The sequence below is a fragment of the Streptomyces sp. NPDC032161 genome (genome assembly GCF_040636995.1).
Taxonomy (GTDB): domain Bacteria; phylum Actinomycetota; class Actinomycetes; order Streptomycetales; family Streptomycetaceae; genus Streptomyces.
Genome location: NZ_JBEZVN010000006.1, coordinates 41,493 through 60,555 on the forward strand (window position 1 = coordinate 41,493; position 19,063 = coordinate 60,555).

The 19,063-nt window shown below is 71.8% G+C and carries 17 protein-coding genes; 9 read left to right on the forward strand and 8 right to left on the reverse strand.

Annotated features, from left to right (window positions below):
- Positions 1-111 precede the first annotated feature (111 nt).
- Positions 112-447 (reverse strand): YnfA family protein, encoded by a 336-nt coding sequence (locus AB0E67_RS16215; RefSeq protein ID WP_362026574.1) that lies wholly within the window; start codon positions 445-447, stop codon positions 112-114.
- 116 nt (positions 448-563) lie between these two features.
- Between AB0E67_RS16215 and AB0E67_RS16220 the strand changes: the two genes are divergently transcribed.
- The gene (locus tag AB0E67_RS16220; protein ID WP_362026577.1) at positions 564-1,130 is read left to right on the forward strand and encodes a hypothetical protein; all 567 of its coding nucleotides are present in this window, start codon (positions 564-566) and stop codon (positions 1,128-1,130) included.
- Between the two features lie 111 nt (positions 1,131-1,241).
- On the opposite strand, the gene AB0E67_RS16225 is transcribed toward AB0E67_RS16220, so the two are convergent.
- On the reverse strand, positions 1,242-2,699 hold the full coding sequence (locus AB0E67_RS16225; protein ID WP_362026579.1) for an FAD-dependent monooxygenase: 1,458 nt from the start codon (positions 2,697-2,699) through the stop codon (positions 1,242-1,244).
- A gap of 125 nt (positions 2,700-2,824) precedes the next feature.
- Here AB0E67_RS16225 and AB0E67_RS16230 point away from each other — a divergent pair, with 125 nt between their 5' ends.
- Positions 2,825-3,397, forward strand: coding sequence for a TetR family transcriptional regulator (locus AB0E67_RS16230; RefSeq protein ID WP_362026581.1), 573 nt, complete (start codon positions 2,825-2,827; stop codon positions 3,395-3,397).
- Between the two features lie 115 nt (positions 3,398-3,512).
- Here AB0E67_RS16230 and AB0E67_RS16235 read toward each other — a convergent pair whose 3' ends face one another.
- The gene (locus tag AB0E67_RS16235) at positions 3,513-4,385 is read right to left on the reverse strand and encodes a Mut7-C RNAse domain-containing protein (RefSeq protein ID WP_362026584.1); all 873 of its coding nucleotides are present in this window, start codon (positions 4,383-4,385) and stop codon (positions 3,513-3,515) included.
- Between the two features lie 208 nt (positions 4,386-4,593).
- Between AB0E67_RS16235 and AB0E67_RS16240 the strand changes: the two genes are divergently transcribed.
- Positions 4,594-5,031, forward strand: coding sequence for a GNAT family N-acetyltransferase (locus tag AB0E67_RS16240; protein ID WP_362027065.1), 438 nt, complete (start codon positions 4,594-4,596; stop codon positions 5,029-5,031).
- Positions 5,032-5,180: 149 nt separating this feature from the next.
- Here the strand turns inward: AB0E67_RS16240 and AB0E67_RS16245 are convergent, their stop codons facing one another.
- The gene (locus tag AB0E67_RS16245; RefSeq protein ID WP_362026587.1) at positions 5,181-6,065 is read right to left on the reverse strand and encodes a helix-turn-helix domain-containing protein; all 885 of its coding nucleotides are present in this window, start codon (positions 6,063-6,065) and stop codon (positions 5,181-5,183) included.
- An 88-nt stretch (positions 6,066-6,153) separates the two neighbouring features.
- Here AB0E67_RS16245 and AB0E67_RS16250 point away from each other — a divergent pair, with 88 nt between their 5' ends.
- Positions 6,154-6,726 (forward strand): TIGR03086 family metal-binding protein, encoded by a 573-nt coding sequence (locus AB0E67_RS16250; RefSeq protein WP_362026590.1) that lies wholly within the window; start codon positions 6,154-6,156, stop codon positions 6,724-6,726.
- Positions 6,727-6,939: 213 nt separating this feature from the next.
- On the opposite strand, the gene AB0E67_RS16255 is transcribed toward AB0E67_RS16250, so the two are convergent.
- The 3 genes from AB0E67_RS16255 to AB0E67_RS16265 form a co-directional block, all read right to left on the reverse strand.
- The gene (locus AB0E67_RS16255; protein ID WP_362026593.1) at positions 6,940-8,202 is read right to left on the reverse strand and encodes a hypothetical protein; all 1,263 of its coding nucleotides are present in this window, start codon (positions 8,200-8,202) and stop codon (positions 6,940-6,942) included.
- A gap of 142 nt (positions 8,203-8,344) precedes the next feature.
- Positions 8,345-9,253: a universal stress protein gene (locus AB0E67_RS16260; RefSeq protein ID WP_362026596.1), complete on the reverse strand. Its 909-nt coding sequence runs from the start codon at positions 9,251-9,253 to the stop codon at positions 8,345-8,347.
- A 158-nt stretch (positions 9,254-9,411) separates the two neighbouring features.
- A complete protein-coding gene (locus AB0E67_RS16265; protein WP_362026599.1) occupies positions 9,412-10,497 on the reverse strand; it encodes a nitroreductase in 1,086 nt (361 codons plus the stop codon).
- A 544-nt stretch (positions 10,498-11,041) separates the two neighbouring features.
- On the opposite strand from AB0E67_RS16265, the gene AB0E67_RS16270 reads away from it, so the two are divergent.
- On the forward strand, positions 11,042-11,884 hold the full coding sequence (locus tag AB0E67_RS16270) for an HAD-IA family hydrolase (RefSeq protein ID WP_362026602.1): 843 nt from the start codon (positions 11,042-11,044) through the stop codon (positions 11,882-11,884).
- On the forward strand, positions 11,881-14,481 hold the full coding sequence (locus tag AB0E67_RS16275; protein WP_362026605.1) for a glycosyl hydrolase family 65 protein: 2,601 nt from the start codon (positions 11,881-11,883) through the stop codon (positions 14,479-14,481). Before AB0E67_RS16270 ends, AB0E67_RS16275 begins: the two co-directional genes overlap by 4 nt.
- Positions 14,482-14,528: 47 nt before the next feature.
- Here the strand turns inward: AB0E67_RS16275 and AB0E67_RS16280 are convergent, their stop codons facing one another.
- Complete coding sequence (locus tag AB0E67_RS16280; protein ID WP_073787168.1) at positions 14,529-15,119, reverse strand: hypothetical protein; 591 nt, start codon at positions 15,117-15,119, stop codon at positions 14,529-14,531.
- 302 nt (positions 15,120-15,421) lie between these two features.
- Here AB0E67_RS16280 and hemL point away from each other — a divergent pair, with 302 nt between their 5' ends.
- The 3 genes from hemL to AB0E67_RS16295 all read left to right on the forward strand — a co-directional run bounded on the left by hemL (position 15,422) and on the right by AB0E67_RS16295 (position 19,039).
- Complete coding sequence (hemL, locus tag AB0E67_RS16285; protein ID WP_362026607.1) at positions 15,422-16,729, forward strand: glutamate-1-semialdehyde 2,1-aminomutase; 1,308 nt, start codon at positions 15,422-15,424, stop codon at positions 16,727-16,729.
- Positions 16,726-17,427, forward strand: coding sequence for a histidine phosphatase family protein (locus AB0E67_RS16290; protein ID WP_362026610.1), 702 nt, complete (start codon positions 16,726-16,728; stop codon positions 17,425-17,427). The genes hemL and AB0E67_RS16290 overlap by 4 nt, the downstream gene beginning before the upstream one ends.
- A gap of 370 nt (positions 17,428-17,797) precedes the next feature.
- Positions 17,798-19,039 (forward strand): hypothetical protein, encoded by a 1,242-nt coding sequence (locus tag AB0E67_RS16295; RefSeq protein ID WP_362026613.1) that lies wholly within the window; start codon positions 17,798-17,800, stop codon positions 19,037-19,039.
- Positions 19,040-19,063 lie beyond the last annotated feature (24 nt).

A 19,063-nucleotide genomic window follows, 5' to 3' on the forward strand; every position in this document is an offset into this window, starting at 1 on the left:
GGTTGGTGGTCCTGCCCTTTCGGCGCCTGTGTCCGGCTGGTGGTCCTGCCCGGTCGGTGCTCGTACCCGGTCGGCCGTCTTGCCTGGTCGATGGTCGCTGTTCGCGTGTGGTCAGTGGCTGCGGGGGGCGTACATGATCACGGCCATGCCGGCCAGGCAGATCAGCGCGCCGATCACGTCCCACCGGTCGGGGCGGTAGCCGTCGGCGACCATGCCCCAGGCGAGCGAGCCCGCCACGAAGACGCCGCCGTACGCGGCGAGGATGCGGCCGAACTCCCCTTCCGGCTGGAGCGTGGCGGCGAAGCCGTAGGCGCCGAGCGCGATGACGCCCGCGCCGATCCAGATCCAGCCCCGGTGCTCGCGCACGCCTTGCCAGACCAGCCACGCACCGCCGATCTCGAAGAGCGCGGCGACGACGAACAGAACGACGGAACGGGCTACGGACATGGATGTCAGCGTGTCACGAGGGAGGGGAGGGGAGCGAAGGGGGGAGGGGCGGCAGGGAGGCGCGCCGAACTAGTGGGTAAATATGGATAATTTCGGGCAATCGGTATCTTCGGTGCATGGTGATGACACGTAGAGCCGCGCCCATGGTGTCCGGCGTCGGTGTGGCTGTGGTCGTGGCTCTGGCCGTGGCCGTGGTCCTGGGAACGGGGCGCGCGGCCGCGGCCGGGCGCGCGGGTGCATCGGTGGCGGATCCGGCGACGAAACAGGCGGGCGGGCCCATGGCTGGTGGTATCGCGCCCGAGGCGGACGTGTCGCACCACGGGCACGTCTCGCTGTGGGGAACGGGGCTCGGGGTCTGGGTGCAGAGCCGGAACCACGGGCCCTCCAACCTGGACGGCGTGACCCTGCGGGTACGCACATCCGTAGCACTCTCCGGGCGGCAGGAACTGTCGGAGGGCTGCCTCCAGGCCGACCGGCGGACCGTGCTGTGCCGGACGGCCGCGCTGCGCGCGGATGCCCGGGACGGGCGCCAACTGGCCCTGGAGCTCCAGCTGGCCGGGCGGCCGGACGAGGTCGTCGTGCGCATCGACACCCTGTGGAACGGAGGGGCGACCGACCGGAATCCGGAGAACAACGAGTACGAGGTGCTGGCTCCGGCCACCGGGGACGAGTACGTGTTCTGATGCCTGGTCGGGGGCGGGCTGGGGCGAGGGAGGGGTGAGGCGGAGGGTGGGGCGGGAGTCGATGTCGGTGCGGGTGTGTGCGGTCTCGGTGCTGTCGGGGGCGGGGCGGGGTCATCGGGTGAGTGCGGCCTGCAGCGCCGCCGGGTCGGGGCGCTCGCTCGCCCAGGCGATGTAGCCGTCGGGCCGGATGAGCAGGGTGGTGGTGCGGCCGTCCTTCCAGTGGGCGTGCGCCAGCGGGGTGGGTGTGGCCGGAGTCGGGGTGTCGGCGGGCGTGACGAGGGCGAAGGTGCCGCCGCGGAGCAACTGGTGGAGGCGGCCCTCCCGAAGGCTCAGGTCGGGGGCCCGTCGCGCGGTCAGGGGGTGGGCCCCGCGCGGGGCGGCGTAGGAGATCGCGAGCCCGGACACCATGCCGATGACCTTGCCGGAGGCCGGCCGGACGTGGGAGAGCACTGCCGTGGCGGCCGTCCGGGCCGCACGCTGGAGCGGGCCCTTCGCCATGGCGAGACGGATGAGTGCTCCGCTGGAGCGAAGCACCTGTGCGCCGACCGGGTGGCGTTCCTCGTGGTAGCTGTCGAGGAGCGCCTCCGGGGAGGCCGTGTGTCCTCGCAGGACCGCGGTGAGTTTCCAGGAGAGGTTGGCGGCGTCCTGAAGGCCCGTGTTCATGCCCTGACCGCCCGCGGGTGAGTGGACGTGGGCGGCGTCCCCGGCGAGGAAGACCCGGCCCGTGCGGTAGGTGGGCACCTGGCGTTCGTCGCTGTGGAAACGCGAGATCCAACGCGCGTCGTGCATGCCGTAGTCGGTGCCGAGGGCGCGGCGGACGACCCCGCGCAGTTCTTCCAGGTCTGCGGGTGCGCTGACGGCGGGCTGGTGCCCGCGGTCCCAGCCCATCACGCGGAACCAGCCGTCGCCGAAGGGGGCGATGAAGGCGAAGGCGTCCCCGTCCCCGTCGACGGTCAGGACACCAGGAGGCTCCTCCGCGAGCCGGACGTCCGCGAGGACGAGCGACCGGATCACGGAAACGCCGGGGAACGGCAGGCCGAGCACCTCGCGGACCTGGCTGCGCACACCGTCGGTGCCGACGAGATAGCGGGCGTCGATCGTGCTCGTGCCGCCGGCGGCCTCGCGCAGTTCGGCGGTGACCGTGTCGGACGCGGGGCTCTGGCGGAGCGAGGTCAGCCGCGTCTCGTGACGGAAGTGGACGCCCGCGGCGCGGGCGCGGCGCTCCAGCAGGCGTTCCACCTCGTACTGCGGGGCGATCAGCACGAAGGGGAAGCGCGTGCGCAGCCCGGAGAGATCGAGCGAGAGCCTGCCGAAGAAACGTATGGAGGAGAGGGGCGTGCCCGCGCCGACGAGTTCGTCGGCCAGGCCGCGGGCGTCGAGCAGTTCGAGCGTGCGGGCGTGCACGGCGAACGCCCGCGTCATGTTGCTGATCCCGTGCGGGCGGCGCTCCACGAGCGTGACGGAGAGGCCCTGGGCGGCCAGGTCGCCCGCGAGCAGCAGGCCGGTGGGGCCGGCGCCCACGACGAGGACGTCGACAGTGTCGGGTGAGGTGCTCGGGGTGGTGGTCATGGCTGCCTCCTGGGCCCGGTCGTCAGCGGTCACCTTGATGCCAACGCGCGTTGGTCAACGCTTGTTGGCAATGGTAGCCCTGTCGGGGCTGGAGTGTCAACGCTTGTTGGCCTACAGTTGTTGGTGTGAACAGCAAGCCCACCGCCCCCCGCCGTTCGGACACCACCAAGGCCGCGATCCTCGAAGCCGCGCGCGAGCGGTTCGCCGCCGACGGCTACGAGCGCGCCACCATCCGGGCCATCGCCCGCGACGCGAACATCGACCCGTCGATGGTGATGCGCTACTACGGGAACAAGGAGAGGCTGTTCGCGGCCGCCTCCGAGATCGATCTGCTCGTTCCGGAGCTGGGAGCGCTGCCGGGCATGCACGTCGGCGCCGTGCTCGTGACGCATTTCCTGGACCGGTGGGAGGGCGATGACGTGCTCACCGCCCTGCTCAGGGTCGCCGTCACCAATGACGCGGGGGCCGAGCGGATGAGAGAGGTCTTCGCCGAGCAGATCGGCCCGATAGCCGCCGGCGTGTGCCCCGACCCGGCCGATGCCCCGCGCCGGGCGGCTCTCGCCGCCTCGCAGATCCTGGGCATGGCCCTCACGCGCTATGTCCTGCGGATCGAGCCCGCCGTCGCTATGTCGCGCGAAGAAGTGATCGCCTGGCTCGCGCCCACCATTCAGCGCTACCTGACCGCCGAGCAGCCGTAGGCCCTGTCGTCGTGCCGCAAGGGGCCGAGGCGAGGAGCCGAGTGGCGGGGGCGGGGCAGAGGCAGGTCAGCGGCAGGGGCAGGGGAAGCGGCAGGGGGATGTGGGGACGGGGCCGTCAGCCGGTGGCTCCGGGAGTTCCGGAGACTTCGGAGGGGGCCGACGGCGCGCTGTCCTCGTCCTGCGGGGCATCGTCCCCCGTGGCGCTCCTCCGGTCGTTCCCCCCGTCGGGTCCCGCGTCGTCCTCCCGGCCGCCGTCCAGGGTCGCGGGCGCGAAGTCGCGGAGTGCCTTCGCGACGATCGCGTCGAGGTGGGAGTGGTGGGCCCCTCGCCAGTAGACCCGGTCGCATTCCGCGCACTGCGCGAAGACGTCGTAGGAGCGTCGGGTGCCGTGCTCCAGCAGGTCGCTGACGGAGTCCTTGTCGGCCTGCTTCAGCGGTCCGTTGCAGGCCGTGCACCTGGTCCAGGGGGCCAGGCGCGGGGCGAACCGTTGCAGCACATCGCGCAGTTGGTCCTCCGGCCGGTCGCTGTACACGTACGCCCCGGCCCAGATCTCCCGCCGGTGCAGGAGCCCGCGGTCCCGGGAGAGCAGTACGCGGCGCTCGTCCGCCGACCGGGCGGCCAGCGCGGCGTCGCCGATGTCCTCGCTCTCGTACGCGGCGTCGACCCCCAGCAGCCGCAGCCGCCGGGCGAGCGTGCCGAGGTGGACGTCGAGAAGGAAACGCAGGGGCGCCCCGGGGACGCGCTGGGGACGGTCCACGGCGCGTACCTGGACCGATTCGCCCGCGCCCGGGATGTGCGAGACGGACACCGGACGGCCGTCGACCAGGATCTGCCCGGCTTCGGTGAGCGGGATGCCGAGCGACTCCACGACATGGCCGAGTGTGGAGGAGCCGTCGGTGGTCACGGTCGAGCGTCCCCGGCGGCGATCGGGCGAGACGAAGGGGCGCAGCTCGGGGGCGACTTCGAATTGGATCTCGGGTCCGTTCACCTCGTCAGGATGTCATCGGACCGGCACCACAGCCAGGGAATTCGGCGCCGGGATCCAGCAGGTGCCGTGAACCGGTGACCGCCGTGGTCACAGGGTGGCGGAACCGTATCGGGGGCAGGTTCTCGGCGGTGCCGACGCGGCTGCGTGGGCGAGCCCGGTTGCCTACAGTGCCCCCATGACTTCGGCGACTGCGCATACGAATGCCCGTGTGAAGATCCTCGACCTCGGCCCCGATGACGCCCGGCTGCGTGACGACGTGCTTCCGGTCCTGCGCGAACTCCGGCCGCACCTCACCGTGGAACTCTTCCAGGAGGTGTACGAGAAGGGATACGCGCAGGGGCTGCGATTCAGCGCCGCCTATGACGACGAGGGTGTCTGCGTGGGAGCGGCCGGCTGGCGCGTCGTCGACAACACCAGCCTGATCCGCATGCTGTACGTCGACGATCTGGTCACCGCCGGGCACGCCCGCTCGACCGGTGTCGGCCGAGAGCTTCTCGCGTACCTCGAGGAGCGGGCGAAGCAGGCCGGTTGCCTGCACCTCAACCTCGACTCAGGCACGCACCGCACCGATGCTCACCGTTTCTACCTGCGGGAACGGCTGGACATCGTCGCGTTCCACTTCGACAAGGCGGTGGAGGCGGGCTGAGGCGTCAGGAGAAAGCTGAGGCGTCAGGAGGAACAGGAGCGGGCGCGTAGCCGGACGACGCTTTGTGGGCGTGGGCGTGGGCGTGGGCGTGGGCGAGTGAGTGCTCGTGGCGGGGTGCAGGGATACGGGCGTCCGAGGGCGGCGCGTGCTCAGGGGCGGGGCGTGCCCCGCCCGGCTGGTCGCGTCCCGTTCGACGGGCGGGGAGCCGGGGCATCGGGGACGGCGGCTCGGGCGAAGGCTGTCGGGGAGACGCCGACCGTCGCCGTGAAATCCCTGATCAGATGGGCCTGGTCGCTGTATCCGAGTTCCGCCGCGAGTGCCGCCCAGTCCACGGCCGGGTCCGACTCGGCTCGTTCCAGCGCCTCGTGGATGCGGTAGCGGAGGATGACCCACTTGGGGCCGACGCCGACGTACGCGGCGAAGAGCCGTTGCAGCGAGCGCGGCGACACCCCCTCGGCGCGGGCGAGTTCGTCGACCCGGCGCACCGTGCGATCCGTGCGCACCAGGTCGACCAGGGCCATCGCCCGGTCCGCCTGCGGGTCCGGTTCCGGGCCGAGTGCCAGCAGGTACGCGTCGAGCGCCGCGACCCGGGCGTCCTCGTCGGCGGGGTCCAGGACCGCCGACGGCGGGACGGGCGGGACGAACACCTCGTCGACGGGAGGACGCCGCCCCGTCCAGTCGGAGACCGGCCGGTCCGGTGCGAACGGGCGGAACCCGCCGGGCCTGAACTGCACGCCGCAGACCCGGCCGCGTCCCTCCAGCTTCTGTACGAAGAGCCCCGGAGCGATGCCGGAGACCTCGGCGTATCCGTTGCCGTGCGCCGGAGGCGCCGCGTAGCGCTGGAAGACCACGTTCACGGACGGGTGCGGTACCAGATGGGAGGCGTACGGCTCCGCCAGGTCCCAGTCGATGAGCCAGTAGTGCTCCAGGTACGGTCGCAGGGCGGGCGCGGGCTCGCGGCGCCGGAAACGTACCCGCGTGAAGAGTTCGGTGGCGTCGACGATGCCTCTGGTGTCGCGTCGAGGACCGGCCATGTCGGCGATCCTACGGCCGCGGCGGGCCGGGGCCGCGGGTGTCGTGTTCTTTCAAGCGTCGGGCCGTCGTGGCGTGCAGGCTCGACGCATGAAGAAGATCAGCGAGTTGCTCGAAGCGGCCGCCGACCGGGCCGTTCCCGTGCTGGACGGGATCGCCGACACAGGTCTCGGGGACCCCACGCCGTGTGCGGAGTACGACGTGCGGGCCTTGATCAACCACCTCTTCCAGGTCGTCGTCAATTTCCAGGTCCTAGCGGCCAAGGGGGAGACCGACTTCGGCGAGGTGCCGGAGGCCGTGACGGGCGACTGGCGGGCCTGTTTCCGTGAGGAGACCGCGAAGCTGGCGGCGGCGTGGGCCGCGCCCGGTGCCGAGGAAGGCACGACGGGGCAGATGGCGCTCCCGGCCAGGACCGTCGGGAACATGGTGCTGGGCGATCTGACCGTCCACGCCTGGGACCTGGCGCGGGCCACCGGCCAGGAGTTCGTCCCGGACGAGTCCGTGCTGGACGAGATCGGCCCGGCACTGGCCGCGATGGCGCCGATGGCCCGGGAGGCGAAGGTGTTCGGCGAGCCGCACCCGGTACCGGAAGGGGCCGGTCCGTTCGAGCGGGTGCTGGCGCTGACCGGCCGGGACCCGGGGTGGACGCCGCCCGGCGTGTGACATCGGCACCGGCTGACAGCGCGGCGCGTGCCCGGCCGGTGAGTGCCGGCCGGGCGGGCGTACGGCCAGACGCACGGCGCGTGCCCGGCCGGCTGTCCGAGTGGTGTGCCCGGTAAGCGGGGCGCGCGGGGGCGCGCCCCCGCGCGCCGGGGTGGTGTGCCGGAGCCGGGCGGTGTGTCAGGGGTGTGCGCGGTGAGGGCTCGGGCGACGCGGTCAACGGCTCCACACGTGCAGGGCGTCGCCGGTCTCCGAGACCGTGTACCACGTGCCGTCGCCGAGCGCCGTGGCACCGCCGGACGCCGGGAACGGGTACGTGATCCGCGCGTTCACCCGCATCCCCGCCGCGTCCGCGCGCACCAGCCAGTGGCGCTGCTCGCCGTACTCCCAGTCCCGTTCCGACGTTCCCGCGACGACGGTCTCCTCGTCGAGGAAGCCACCCGTGTAGTCCCAGAGGGTCACGTCGGCGTCGAGGTCGTCGGGATCGGCCTCCGGGTGGCGGGGGACGCCGTCCTGGGCGTCGAGTTCGCAGAGCACGGAACCGTCCTCGGTACGGTGCACGGCGAGCGTCTCCTCGTAGTGGGTGACCGTCAGGAACCGGTCGCCCGAGGGGCTCACCGCCATCAGGATCCGCTCGTCGTCGCAGAACCGCTCGACGGAGAGCCGTTGCCCGTCCCACCGGCCCCACAGCATCGGCACACCGTCCTGGCCCTCGCCGACGCACAGCCCCATACGAGCGGGGTCGGGGTGCGGGACGTGTTGCGAACCGACGGCCGCGGTCTCCGCGTCGACGCGGCCGAGCACCCGGCCGTCGGCGGCGTCGACGACCAGCCACTCGTCCTGCGCCTCGGGACCGGGATCGGGACCGGCCGCCGCGAGGGGACCGCGTATGTGGGCCCACACGAGCGTGCCGTCCGCCGAGAACACGGCGGAGCCCTTGTCCGCGTACCCGTGCGAATGGTCCGACGCGTACTCGTCGTACGTGGTGTGGAGCGTGTGGCAGGCGTCGTCCCAGCAGCCGTGCCGGATCTCCCAGCGCACCTCGCCCGCCGGATCCACGGCGCGCAGCGCGTGCACCCCGGCGAAGACCGCGAGACCGCCGTCCGGCGCCACCGCGCAGGTGCCGTAGCGGCTGGGCCAGGGCGCGGGGAAACGGATCACGGCGGCGCCCTCGGAGTCCGCACCGGCGGTGTCCGGACCGACAGGGCTGGGACGGGCGGGGCAGGGATCGACAGGGCTGGGATCGACAGGGCTGGGATCGGCAGGGCTGGGACGGGCGGAGTCCGGATCGACGGAGTTCGGACCGACAGAGTCGGGACGGGCGGTGTCCGGGTCGACGGCGACCAGCTCGGCGTCGCTTCGCTGGACGAGCAGGCGTTTGCCGGACCGACGCAGGAGCCGCGGGGCACCTGCCGCGTCCCGGCCGCGGCCGAGCGGCGCGGCCAGCGTGACGACAAGACGGGCGGCGACTTCGGCCATGGGACGGTCCCTTCGTGCGGCGGTGCTGTGGTGCTTCGGTGGGTCCGCGCACTGACGCCTGTGACGCGTCGTGGCATCGGTGCGTCGGTTATGGGGAGAACCGTACGGCCGGGTACTGACAGGCCGGGGTTCGGTCGAGGCGTCAGGCGCGGTAGGGGTACGCGTTCGGGACGACGGCGACCGGGCAGGGCGCGTAATGCAGCATCGCGTGGTTCACCGCGCCGAGGTGTTGTGCGTGCGGTGTGTGGTGCCCGTGCCGTCCGCCGGTCCGGCTCGCGCCGACGACCAGGAGTTCCGCGCCTCCGGCGGCCTCCAGCAGCTTCTGGTGCGTCGGCCCGCGCACCACCGACCGCTGGACGACGACACCGGAGGCACCGTTCGGGTCCAGCTTCGCGAGCACGGCTTCCAGGTGTTCCCGGGCCTGCCGGTGGTGGACGGCGGCGGGGGAGCCGAAGAGCAGCGGATGGCTCCTGACCTCATGGGCGGGGGCGCGCCAGGCCCGTACGGCGACCAGCTCGCCGTGCCGGGCCGCCGCGTGGGCGAGTGCGAAGAAGACGGCCGACGTCGGTTCCTCGGCGTCGCTGATCCCGACGACGACGCGACCGGGCCGCGGTGGTGTGTCCGGTGCCCGCGCCGGGACCACCACGACCGGGCAGTGGGACCGGTTGGCGAGCGCGAGACTGACGGACCCCAGGAGCATTTCGGCGATCCGGCCCCGGCCGCGGGAGCCGACGACCACCACGGCGGCCTCGTGGCTCTCCGCGACGAGCGCCGCCACCGGGTCCTCGGGCAGCACATCGGCCTCCAAGTCCACCTCGGGGCCGAGCCGTCGCGCGCGTTCCTGGGCCTCGGCGACCAGATGCTCGGCCAGGATCTCGTCGGTGGGGCGCTCGGGGTCGGAGGCGGCATGTGTCCCTTCGTAGTGTTCCCACAGCGAGGCGTGCACGACGCGCAGGGGGAGCCCCGCGCACGCCGCTTCCGCCGCCGCCCAGTCGAGGGCGCGGAGACTGCCCTCGGATCCGTCCACTCCGACGACCACGGGGCGTCGCATCGCTTCCACGGCCTTCCGCCCCTCTCTCGTCTCTCTTCCGCCTCTTCCGTCTCTTTTGCTTCTGGTTCTGCTTCTCCCGCTCTTCCGTTGCTTGTTTTTCGTCTGTCTGTTCGGCTTTCCGCTCGTTCCCGTCCGGTCGTTCGTCGGCGTGCCTGGTCCTACGGTTCGATCGTCAGCACCTGATTCGTCGGGCGCCGGGGCGTACGCGGTCCCGTGGGCCCGTATCCCAGACGGATGATCATCTGCGCGTGCCCCGAGCCGAAGACCGGGTCGCGCAGGATCCAGCGCAGGTCCGGCCACTCGATGGGCTGGGTCGAGAACGACGTGGAGACGCCGTGGAGGGTGGCCAGGAGCAGGACCCGTTCCAGGGCCTGACCGGCGCGCAGCCAGTCGACGGAGTGATCGCTCGACGTGGTCAGCAGGGCCAGCTGCGGTCGCTTCTCGAACGGCACACGGGCCCGGCCGGGCAGTACGCCGGTGCCCGCGAAGTCGCGGGTGGTCGCCTGCTCCTGGGCGTCGCCGGGGCCGAAGGCGTAGTCAGGGATCCCGTCGACGGGCGCCTCGGTCTTCGTGTTCCGGGTCCAGTGGTGCTGCTCCGCCTCCCGCCCGGGATCCCCGCGGTCGTACCCCTCGGCGTCCCGGATCAGCCCCAGCACGGTCTCCAGATGCGGCGAGGTCAGGAACGAGAAGTCGGCGCCCTCGGCGCGGGCCGCCGCGACGAGAAGCGCGCGGACGTCCTCCGGGACCAGCGTGTCGTCGAACGGGTAGCGGCTCGTGTGCCGCTCCTGGATCGCGGGATGGAGGGCGGCGAGTGCCTCGTCCTCGGTGAGCGCGCCCCCGGTCGGTGCCTCGCTCCCGGCCCGCGCTTCGTTCTCGGATGGCGCCTCGCCCCCGGCCCGCGCCTCGTTCTCGTGGGCCGGTCGGGCGACAGCGCGGACGCCGAGGCGTACGGAGGCCAGTACGGCGGGCGCCGACGGTTCGGGCAGCAGCGTGGTGACCGCTGCCAGGCCGTGGCGGGCGGCGGACACCCGCAGGTTGAGCAGGGCGGCACCGCAGCCCACGTGCAGCGCGCGGGTCGCCGGGTCCTCCTCCGGCAGCGCGCGGTCGAGGTCCGCGAGGAGGGTGAGCGTGTGGCCCGCGCGCGTGTAGCGGAACTGCCAGGGCTGGGCGTTGTGCATGGACGGGGCGGCGGTTGCATCGGCGACGAGGCCGGTCAGCGTCGCGTCGTCGAGTGACCTGGGCATCGTGACTCCCGGGTATCCGGAACGGTCGAGGGGTTCGGTCGGTGCTGTCGCGGTGTGGAGCGCTCGCCGCGCGGTGGGGCGGATGGCGGATGTGTTTCATCTGCCCGTTCGCTTCTCTGTTCGCACGGAAGGCGGAGGCCTGACGTCCGGCTCGGAACGAGCGCTCTGTCAATCCGCGTTAATCCGTTACGAGTATTTTTCTGCCCTTCTGTTACGAACTCTCCCACGTCCCGGGCGATCCCACGCCTTGGGCGGCCCCGTGCCTGGGGCGGCCCCGTGCCCGCTGCCGCGACCCCACGCCCGGCGGCCGGGCCCTTACCCGCCGGGACGATCTGGGGCGTGCTTTGTCCGTACGGAGGTCGCGGGCCGGGTCGGACCCGTGGTGCCCATGCGCCTGAACCGTGGTGCCATGGGAGGAGCCCCGGCGAAGAGACCCCCGGAAGCACCGGCGAAGGGACCGAAGAAGGGGGCTGACCCAAGGACTGACCGAGGGGCCGAAGGACTGACCGAGGGGCCGAGGGACCGACGAAGGGAACGTCCGCTCATGGCAGCCGCCCCGTCCCTGACGCCGCGCATGTGCTCCGTACGGGCCGTCGTCCTCGACACCGACGGAGTGATCACCGACTCCGCCCGTAGCCACGCCGCAGCCTGGAAGAAGGCGTTCGACGCCGTCCTCTCCGGCATCGAGGGACAGCGGCCCTTCGACGCCGTGGACGACTACCTGCGCCATGTCGACGGCCGGTCGCGACGGGACGGCGCGGCTGCGTTCCTGGCCTCCCGGGGGCTGGACCTGCCCGAGGGGGACCCCGACGACCCGCCGGGCACCGGAACGGTGTGGGCGGTCGCCGCCCGCAAGGACGAACTGTTCACACGGGCCCTGCGCACCGAACACGTCGACGTCTGGCCCGGCACGGTCCGGCTCCTCGGCGCGCTGCGCGACCGGGGGACGCCCTGCGCGGCCGTCTCCGCGTCCCGGCACGCGACCGAGCTGTTGACGAGGGCCGGGCTCATCGACCGGTTCGCCGCCGTGGTCGACGGGAACGAGGCGGGCCGGCTGCGGCTGCCGGGGAAGCCCGACCCGGCGCTCTTCGTGGAGGCGGCGCGGCGGCTGCGGGTCCCGGTCCGGAACACGGCGGTGGTGGAGGACGCGCTGGCCGGTGTCGAGGCCGGGCGACGCGGCGGTTTCGGACTCGTGATCGGCGTGGACCGTACCGGTGGGCCCGGCAGCGCCGCCGCGCTGCGCCGTCACGGCGCCGACCTCGTGGTGTCCGATCCCGGCGACCTGCTGACCACGGGAGCGACCGCGGGGGAAGCGACTGCCGGAGAAGGGGACGCGGCCGTCGGGGAAGCGGGTGCTGCGGCACCGGGCGCCGGGGAAGACCGATGAGCGATGTCTGGACCTGGTCGTACGAGGGATACGACCCGAGGGAGGAACGGCTCCGCGAGGCGCTGTGCACCCTCGGCAACGGCTACTTCGCCACCCGGGGCGCCGCGCCCGAGACGTCCGAGGGCCCCTGGCACTACCCCGGCACCTATGCGGCGGGCTGCTACAACCGGCTGACCTCCTCGGTGCGGGGCCGCAGAGTGGAGAACGAGGACCTGGTCAACCTGCCGAACTGGCTGCCGCTGCGCTACCGCATCCGCCCCGGGGACGCCGCGCCGGGGCCGTGGCTGACCCCGGACCACGAGCAGCTCGTGGAGCACGGTCAGTGGCTCGACCTGAGCGGGGGCACGCTGACGCGTCGGTCCGTGTACGAGGACGGGGCGGGACGACGCCTGCGCGTGGAACAGTGCCGACTGGTGCACATGGGGGACCCGCATCTCGCCGCGCTGCGCACGGTGTTCCGGGCCGAGGGGTGGGCGGGCGAGATCGAGGTGGAGTCGGGGATCGACGGCGACGTCCGCAACGCCGGGGTGGAGCGATACCGGGACCTGTCGAACCGGCACCTCACCGGCTGGGTGACCGGGACGCACGACGACGGCGTGGTCTCGCTGCGGTGCCGAACGGTGGAGTCGGACATCGGGATCGGGCTGGCGGCCCACACCTGGGCCGGGCACGGGGCGGCCCGCACCCCTGGTCCCGGCCCCGCGACCACGTCCGACCCCGGTTCCGACGCCGCAAACGCCCCCGGCCCGGTAACGACCCCCGGCCCGGTATCCGCCCTCGCCCCCGTAACCGCCTTCGACCCCGCGACCACCCCCGTCCCGCGGTTCCGGCAGACGCCTACGTCGGTCTTCCGGCGGCTGGTGCTGCCGCTCGACCCAGGGGCCGACACCGTCGTCGACAAGACGGTCGCCCTCCACACCACGCGCGACCCCGCGATCGGCGGCCCGCCGCGGGCGGCGTCGGCCGCCGTCCGTGCGGCTCCCGGCTTCCCGCGCCTGCTGGCGTCGCACCGACGGGCCTGGGCCGACCTGTGGCGGCAGGTCCGGCTGGAGGTCCCCGGCGAGTCGGGCCGCATTCTGCGGCTGCACCTCTTCCACGTACTGCAGACGCTCTCGCCGCACACCGCCGACCTCGACGTGGGGGTTCCGGCGCGAGGGCTGCACGGTGAGGCGTACCGGGGTCATGTCTTCTGGGACGAGCTGTTCGTCCTTCCGTTCCTGAACCTGCACCTCCCGGAGGTCTCCCGAGGTCTCCTCGACTACCGCCATCGGCGGTTGCCCGCAGCGTGCCGGGCGGCACGCGAGGCGGGCAGGGCCGGGGCGATGTACCCCTGGCAGAGCGCCGACACGGGACGCGAGGAGACGCAGGAGCTCCACCTCAACCCGCACTCGGGGCGCTGGCTGCCCGACCGCTCCCGGCTCCAGCACCACGTCGGCTCGGCCGTCGCGTACAACGTGTGGCAGTACTGCCAGGCCACCGGGGACGTGGACTATCTGCACTCCAAGGGCGCGGAGATGCTGCTGCAGATCGCCAGGTTCTGGGCGGCGAGTGCCGCGTGGGACGGCTCCCTGGGCCGGTACCGCATCCGCGGTGTCGTCGGCCCGGACGAGTACCACGACGCCTATCCGGGGTCCGGGACGGCCGGGCTCGACGACAACGCGTACACCAACGTGACGGCGGCCTGGGTCCTGTCGCGTGCGACGGAGCTGTACCGCGACCTCCCCGCGGGCATGCGGGGGCGGCTGCACGACCGTTTCCGGCTCGAACCCGACGAACCGGAACGCTGGGAGGACATCTCCCATCGTCTGCATGTGCCGTATCACCGGGGCGTCATCAGTCAGTTCGTCGGTTACGGGGAGCTGGCCGAGCTCGACTGGGGGCGGTACCGGAAGCGGTACGGGGACATCCGGCGGCTGGACCGGATCCTGGAGGCGGAGGGTGACACCGTCAACCGGTACCAGGCGTCCAAGCAGGCCGACGTGCTGATGCTCGGCTACCTCTTCTCGCCGCAGGAGCTCGCCGGCCTCTTCCAGCGGCTCGGGCACCCGCTGGACGACGACGTCTGGCGGGCCACCGTCGACTACTACCTCGCGCGCACCAGCCACGGATCCACGCTCAGCTCGCTGGTCCACGCCTGGGTGCTGGCCCGGGTGTGCCGCGACGAGGCATGGGCGTACTGCCAGGAGGCGTTGGTCGGGGACGTGGCCGACGTCCAGGGCGGCACCACCGAGGAGGGCATCCACCTGGGCGCGATGGCGGGCACCCTCGACTTCGTGCAGCGCGGAATGACCGGGCTGGAGACCCGTGACGACGCGTTATGGCTCGACCCGGCCGCGCTGCCCGAGCTCTCGGGATTCGGGATGCGCATCCGCTTCCGCCGACACTGGGACGTGGACCTGCGGTTCAGGGACGGACGCGTACGGATCGCCGTACCGGGCTCGCGGCATCCGGCGGTCCGGGTCGTTCTCGGCGGGCACACCCATGTGATCGCACCCGGCACGTCCCGATGGCTGGATCTGCCCCGGGATTTCCCGGGTCCCCCGGAGCCTCCGGCCTCCCCGGACCTCCCGGACGCCTCGCCCTCTGGTCCCGCGTGAGCGAGAAACCTCGGGTCCGAGAAGTCTCGGGTCCGAGAAACGTCGGGTCAGGGCCACACCAGGCAGTACGCCTGGTGCCCTGCGTCGTGCAGCCGGTGCGAGAAGTCCTGCCACTCGTGCAGCAGTCGGTAGACGTTGAACGCGTCGCGCGGGCCGCCGCGGTCGGGGACCGTGGACCAGATGAAGGCCGCGGCGCCGACCGACTCCTCGCCGACGCCGCGCAGCGGGTCGACGACCGTCATCGGGAGCTTGACCACCGCGTAGTCGGGGTGGAGGACGACCAGTTCCAGCGGCGGGACCCGGTGCAGGGGTATGCCCTGGATGCCGGTGAGGACCATCGCCGCCACCGTCTCCGGCTTGATCTTGGTGAACATGCCGCCCATGCCCAGCTCGTCGCCGCCGAGCTCCTCGGGGCGCATCGAAATGGGCACGCGCGCCGCGGTCGCCCCGTCCGGGGCGCCGAAGTACTTGTACGTCACCCCCACCCGGCCACCACTCCTGCTCCCGGCTCCGCCGCCCTGTGCACCACCGGGCCGCGCGCTCCGGCGGCGCTCCCCATCACGCCGGTGCCGACCCCGTCGGGCAGGCTCGGGCCCCAGGCCGTCGGTCCCTTCGCCCACTCCGCCACCGCGATGCATATCTCATCCACCCGACTACTACTTAGGAGACACGGCCCCCGCCGTGCAACCCGATCATCGTGTCAGTGACCTCCCCCGCGGGCGTGCGGTGAAACACCTGTTCCGCAAGACCGTGTGCGCCTCTGACACCATGGCTTGTGTGAGCTTCCCCCATCACGCCCCAGTCTCGCAGACGCGAGGGGGCTGAGCCCTTCCCCCACACGAGGAGAACACGTTCACACGAGGAGAACACGTTCCCCGCTCGCCGCGGTCAGGATTTCCGGCCCGGCCCACCGACCCTCGAATCGCAGATCAGGACCAAAGTGGCGTATTCATATCAAGCCCCCGTTTCCCAGACGCTCTTCGACCGCGCGTCCCTCGTGACGCCCGGTGGCGTGAACTCTCCCGTGCGGGCCTTCCGGGCCGTGGGCGGTACGCCCCGCTTCATGGTGTCCGGTACCGGTCCGTACCTCACCGATGCCGATGGCCGTGAGTACGTCGACCTCGTGTGCTCGTGGGGGCCGATGATTCTCGGCCATTCCCACCCCGAGGTGATCGCCGCGGTGCGGGAGGCCGTCGCGCGCGGCACCTCGTTCGGGACGCCCGGTGAGGGCGAGGTCGCGCTCGCCGAGGAGATCGTGGCCCGGGTCGACCCCGTGGAGCAGGTGCGGCTGGTGTCCTCCGGCACCGAGGCGACCATGTCCGCGATCCGTCTCGCCCGCGGCTTCACCGGGCGCGCCAAGGTGGTGAAGTTCGCGGGCTGCTACCACGGCCACGTCGACGCGCTGCTCGCCGCCGCCGGTTCCGGGGTCGCGACCTTCGGGCTTCCGGACACCCCGGGGGTCACCGGCGCGCAGGCGGGCGACACGATCGTGCTGCCGTACAACGACCTGGAGGCCGTGCGGGCCGCGTTCGCCGCGCACCCCGGCGAGATCGCCTGCGTGATCACCGAGGCGTCGCCGGGCAACATGGGCGTCGTGCCGCCGGTGGACGGTTTCAACGCCGGGCTCAAGGAGATCTGCGCCGCCGACGGCGCCCTCTACATCTCCGACGAGGTCATGACCGGGTTCCGTACCTCGAAGGCGGGCTGGTTCGGGGTCGACGGGGTGCGCCCCGACCTGATGACCTTCGGCAAGGTGATGGGCGGCGGCTTCCCGGCCGCGGCCTTCGGCGGCCGGGCGGACGTGATGGCGTACCTCGCCCCCGCCGGCCCCGTCTACCAGGCGGGCACCCTCTCCGGGAACCCGATCGCCACCGCCGCCGGGCTCGCCCAGCTGCGGCTGCTCGACGACGCGGCGTACGCGAAGGTGGACGCGGTCTCCGCGGAGATCCGCGGTCTGGTCGGCGACGCGCTGACCAAGGAGGGCGTGGCGCACACCGTGCAGTCCGCGAGCAACATGTTCTCCGTCTTCTTCACCGACCAGCCGGTGCGGAACTACGAGGACGCGAAGCGGCAGGAGGCTTTCCGCTTCACCGCCTTCTTCCACTCGCTGCTGTCGCAGGGCGTCTACCTGCCGCCGTCCGCCTTCGAGTCCTGGTTCGTCTCGACCGCCCACGACACGCGGGCCGTCGAGCGCATCGCCGCCGCCCTGCCCGCCGCCGCCCGCGCGGCATCGGAGGCCACGGCATGAGCGAGAACGCGAGCCGCGAGGGCGGCAAGGACATCACCGTCGTCCACCTGATGCGGCACGGCGAGGTGCACAACCCGGAGGGCGTGCTCTACGGGCGCCGCCCCGGCTACCACCTCTCCGAGCTGGGCCGGGAGATGGCCGACCGGGTCGCCGGGCAGCTGAAGGGCCGCGACATCACCCACGTCGTCGCCTCCCCGCTGGAGCGCGCCCAGGAGACGGCCGCGCCGATCGCCGCGTCGCACGGTCTGGAGATCGCCACCGACGAGCGGCTCATCGAGGCCGCCAACGTCTTCGAGGGCAAGACCTTCGGTGTCGGCGACGGGGCGCTGCGCAAGCCGGACAACTGGAAGCACCTGACGAACCCGTTCCGGCCGTCCTGGGGCGAGCCGTACATCGAGCAGGTCGTACGGATGATGCGCGCCCTGGACGCCGCCCGGGACGCGGCGCGCGGCCACGAGGCGGTGTGCGTCAGTCACCAGCTGCCGATCTGGATCGTGCGGAGCTTCGTGGAGCGGCGGCGGCTGTGGCACGACCCGCGCAAGCGTCAGTGCACGCTCGCGTCGCTGACCAGCTTCACCTACCAGGGCGACAAGATCGTGTCGGTCGGGTACAGCGAGCCGGCCCGGGACCTGGTGCCGCCGCATCTGCGGGCCGGTGCGAAGCCGGTGAAGGGGAGGCCGAAGGCGTTCGGCGCCTGAGAGCCGGCGTCCGGGCGCGGGCTCGGGACGGCGTGGACGGGGCGGGTTCCGGACCGGTGGGTCCGGTGCCCGCCCCGTCCCGTTCGACGATGCCCGCGCCGCGCCCCGGTGGTGCCCTGCCGCCTCCCGTACGTGCCCTGTCGCACGCGGTCGCTCCTCCGCCCTGCGACGCATCAGATCCGACGCCACGCCACGTGCTGATCCGTCACGGATGAAGGGACAGCTCTTGGGTTGTATGTTCGATCACCTTCGTGCTCTGGTGCCGCAAAGAACTTTGTGCTAGATCGCGGAACCCTCGTGTTGTTTCTGTCATCTAAGCCTTCGCCAGTTTGTATGGACTTGAGGCAAAACGACCGCAGACGGGGAATATATGCGCGAGATCAGCCGAAGGGGTTTGCTCGGAGCCGGACTTGGGGCCGCGGCCGCCATCGGTCTGGCGGGATGCGGTTCCTCCGGGACGGAACAGACCGGGGCCACGGAGGGGAAGGGCACCGACGGGCAGGGTCGGGGGACCGGTCCCGCGAAGAAGGACGTCCGGCTGATCGGGGACGGTTCCACCGCGGACACCGGCAAGCAGCCGCACCAGCCCCCGGCGCCGGTCCCGCTCGAACCCGGACAGACGCCGCCGCAGTTCGTGATCTTTTCCTGGGACGGGGCGGGCGAGGTCGGCAACGGTCTCTTCCCGCGTTTTCTGGAACTCGCCAAGAACCATGACGCGGCGATGACCTTCTTCCTCTCCGGTCTCTATCTGCTGCCCGAGTCGAAGAAGTCCAAGTACCGGCCGCCCAACAACCCGGTCGGCGCCTCCGACATCGGTTATCTCACCGATGACCACATCAAGGAGACGATGAAGTACGTCCGTCAGGCGTGGTTCGACGGACACGAGATCGGCACCCATTTCAACGGGCACTTCTGTGCCGGTTCCGGATCGGTCGCGAACTGGACCCCCGCCCAGTGGCAGAGCGAAATCGATCAGGCGATCTCCTTCGTCACCGAATGGCGCACCAATACCGGCTGGACCGATCTCGATCCGCTGCCCTTCGACTACCGGAAGGAACTGGTCGGCGCTCGCACCCCCTGCCTGCTCGGCCAGGACAACCTGCTGCCCACGGCCAAGAAGCTCGGATGGCGCTACGACGCCAGTTCCCCCGGCGGGACGCAGGTGTGGCCGCAGAAGCGGCAGGGCATCTGGGACCTGCCGCTCCAGGCCATGCCCTTCCCCGGGCACAGCTTCGAGGTCCTCTCGATGGACTACAACATCCTCGCCAACCAGTCGCAGAATTCGACCAAGGGAATGCCGTCCCGTTATCCCGGCTGGCGCAAGCAGGCAACCCGGTCGTATCTCTCCGGATTCGACCGTGCGTACACGACGAATCGCGCTCCGTTCTACATCGGAAACCACTTCGAGGAGTGGAACGGCGGCATCTACATGGACGCGGTCGAGGAAACGCTCAGGAAGATCGCCGACAAGCCGGATGTGCGGCTGGTCTCCTTCAAGCAGTTCGTCGACTGGCTCGACGTACAGACCCCGGCCGTGCTCGACAAGCTCCGCACACTGGGTGTCGGACAGGCGCCCGAAGGCGGCTGGAACGCCTTCTTTAAACAAGCCTGACAAGGGGCGTTACGGGCACCGAGG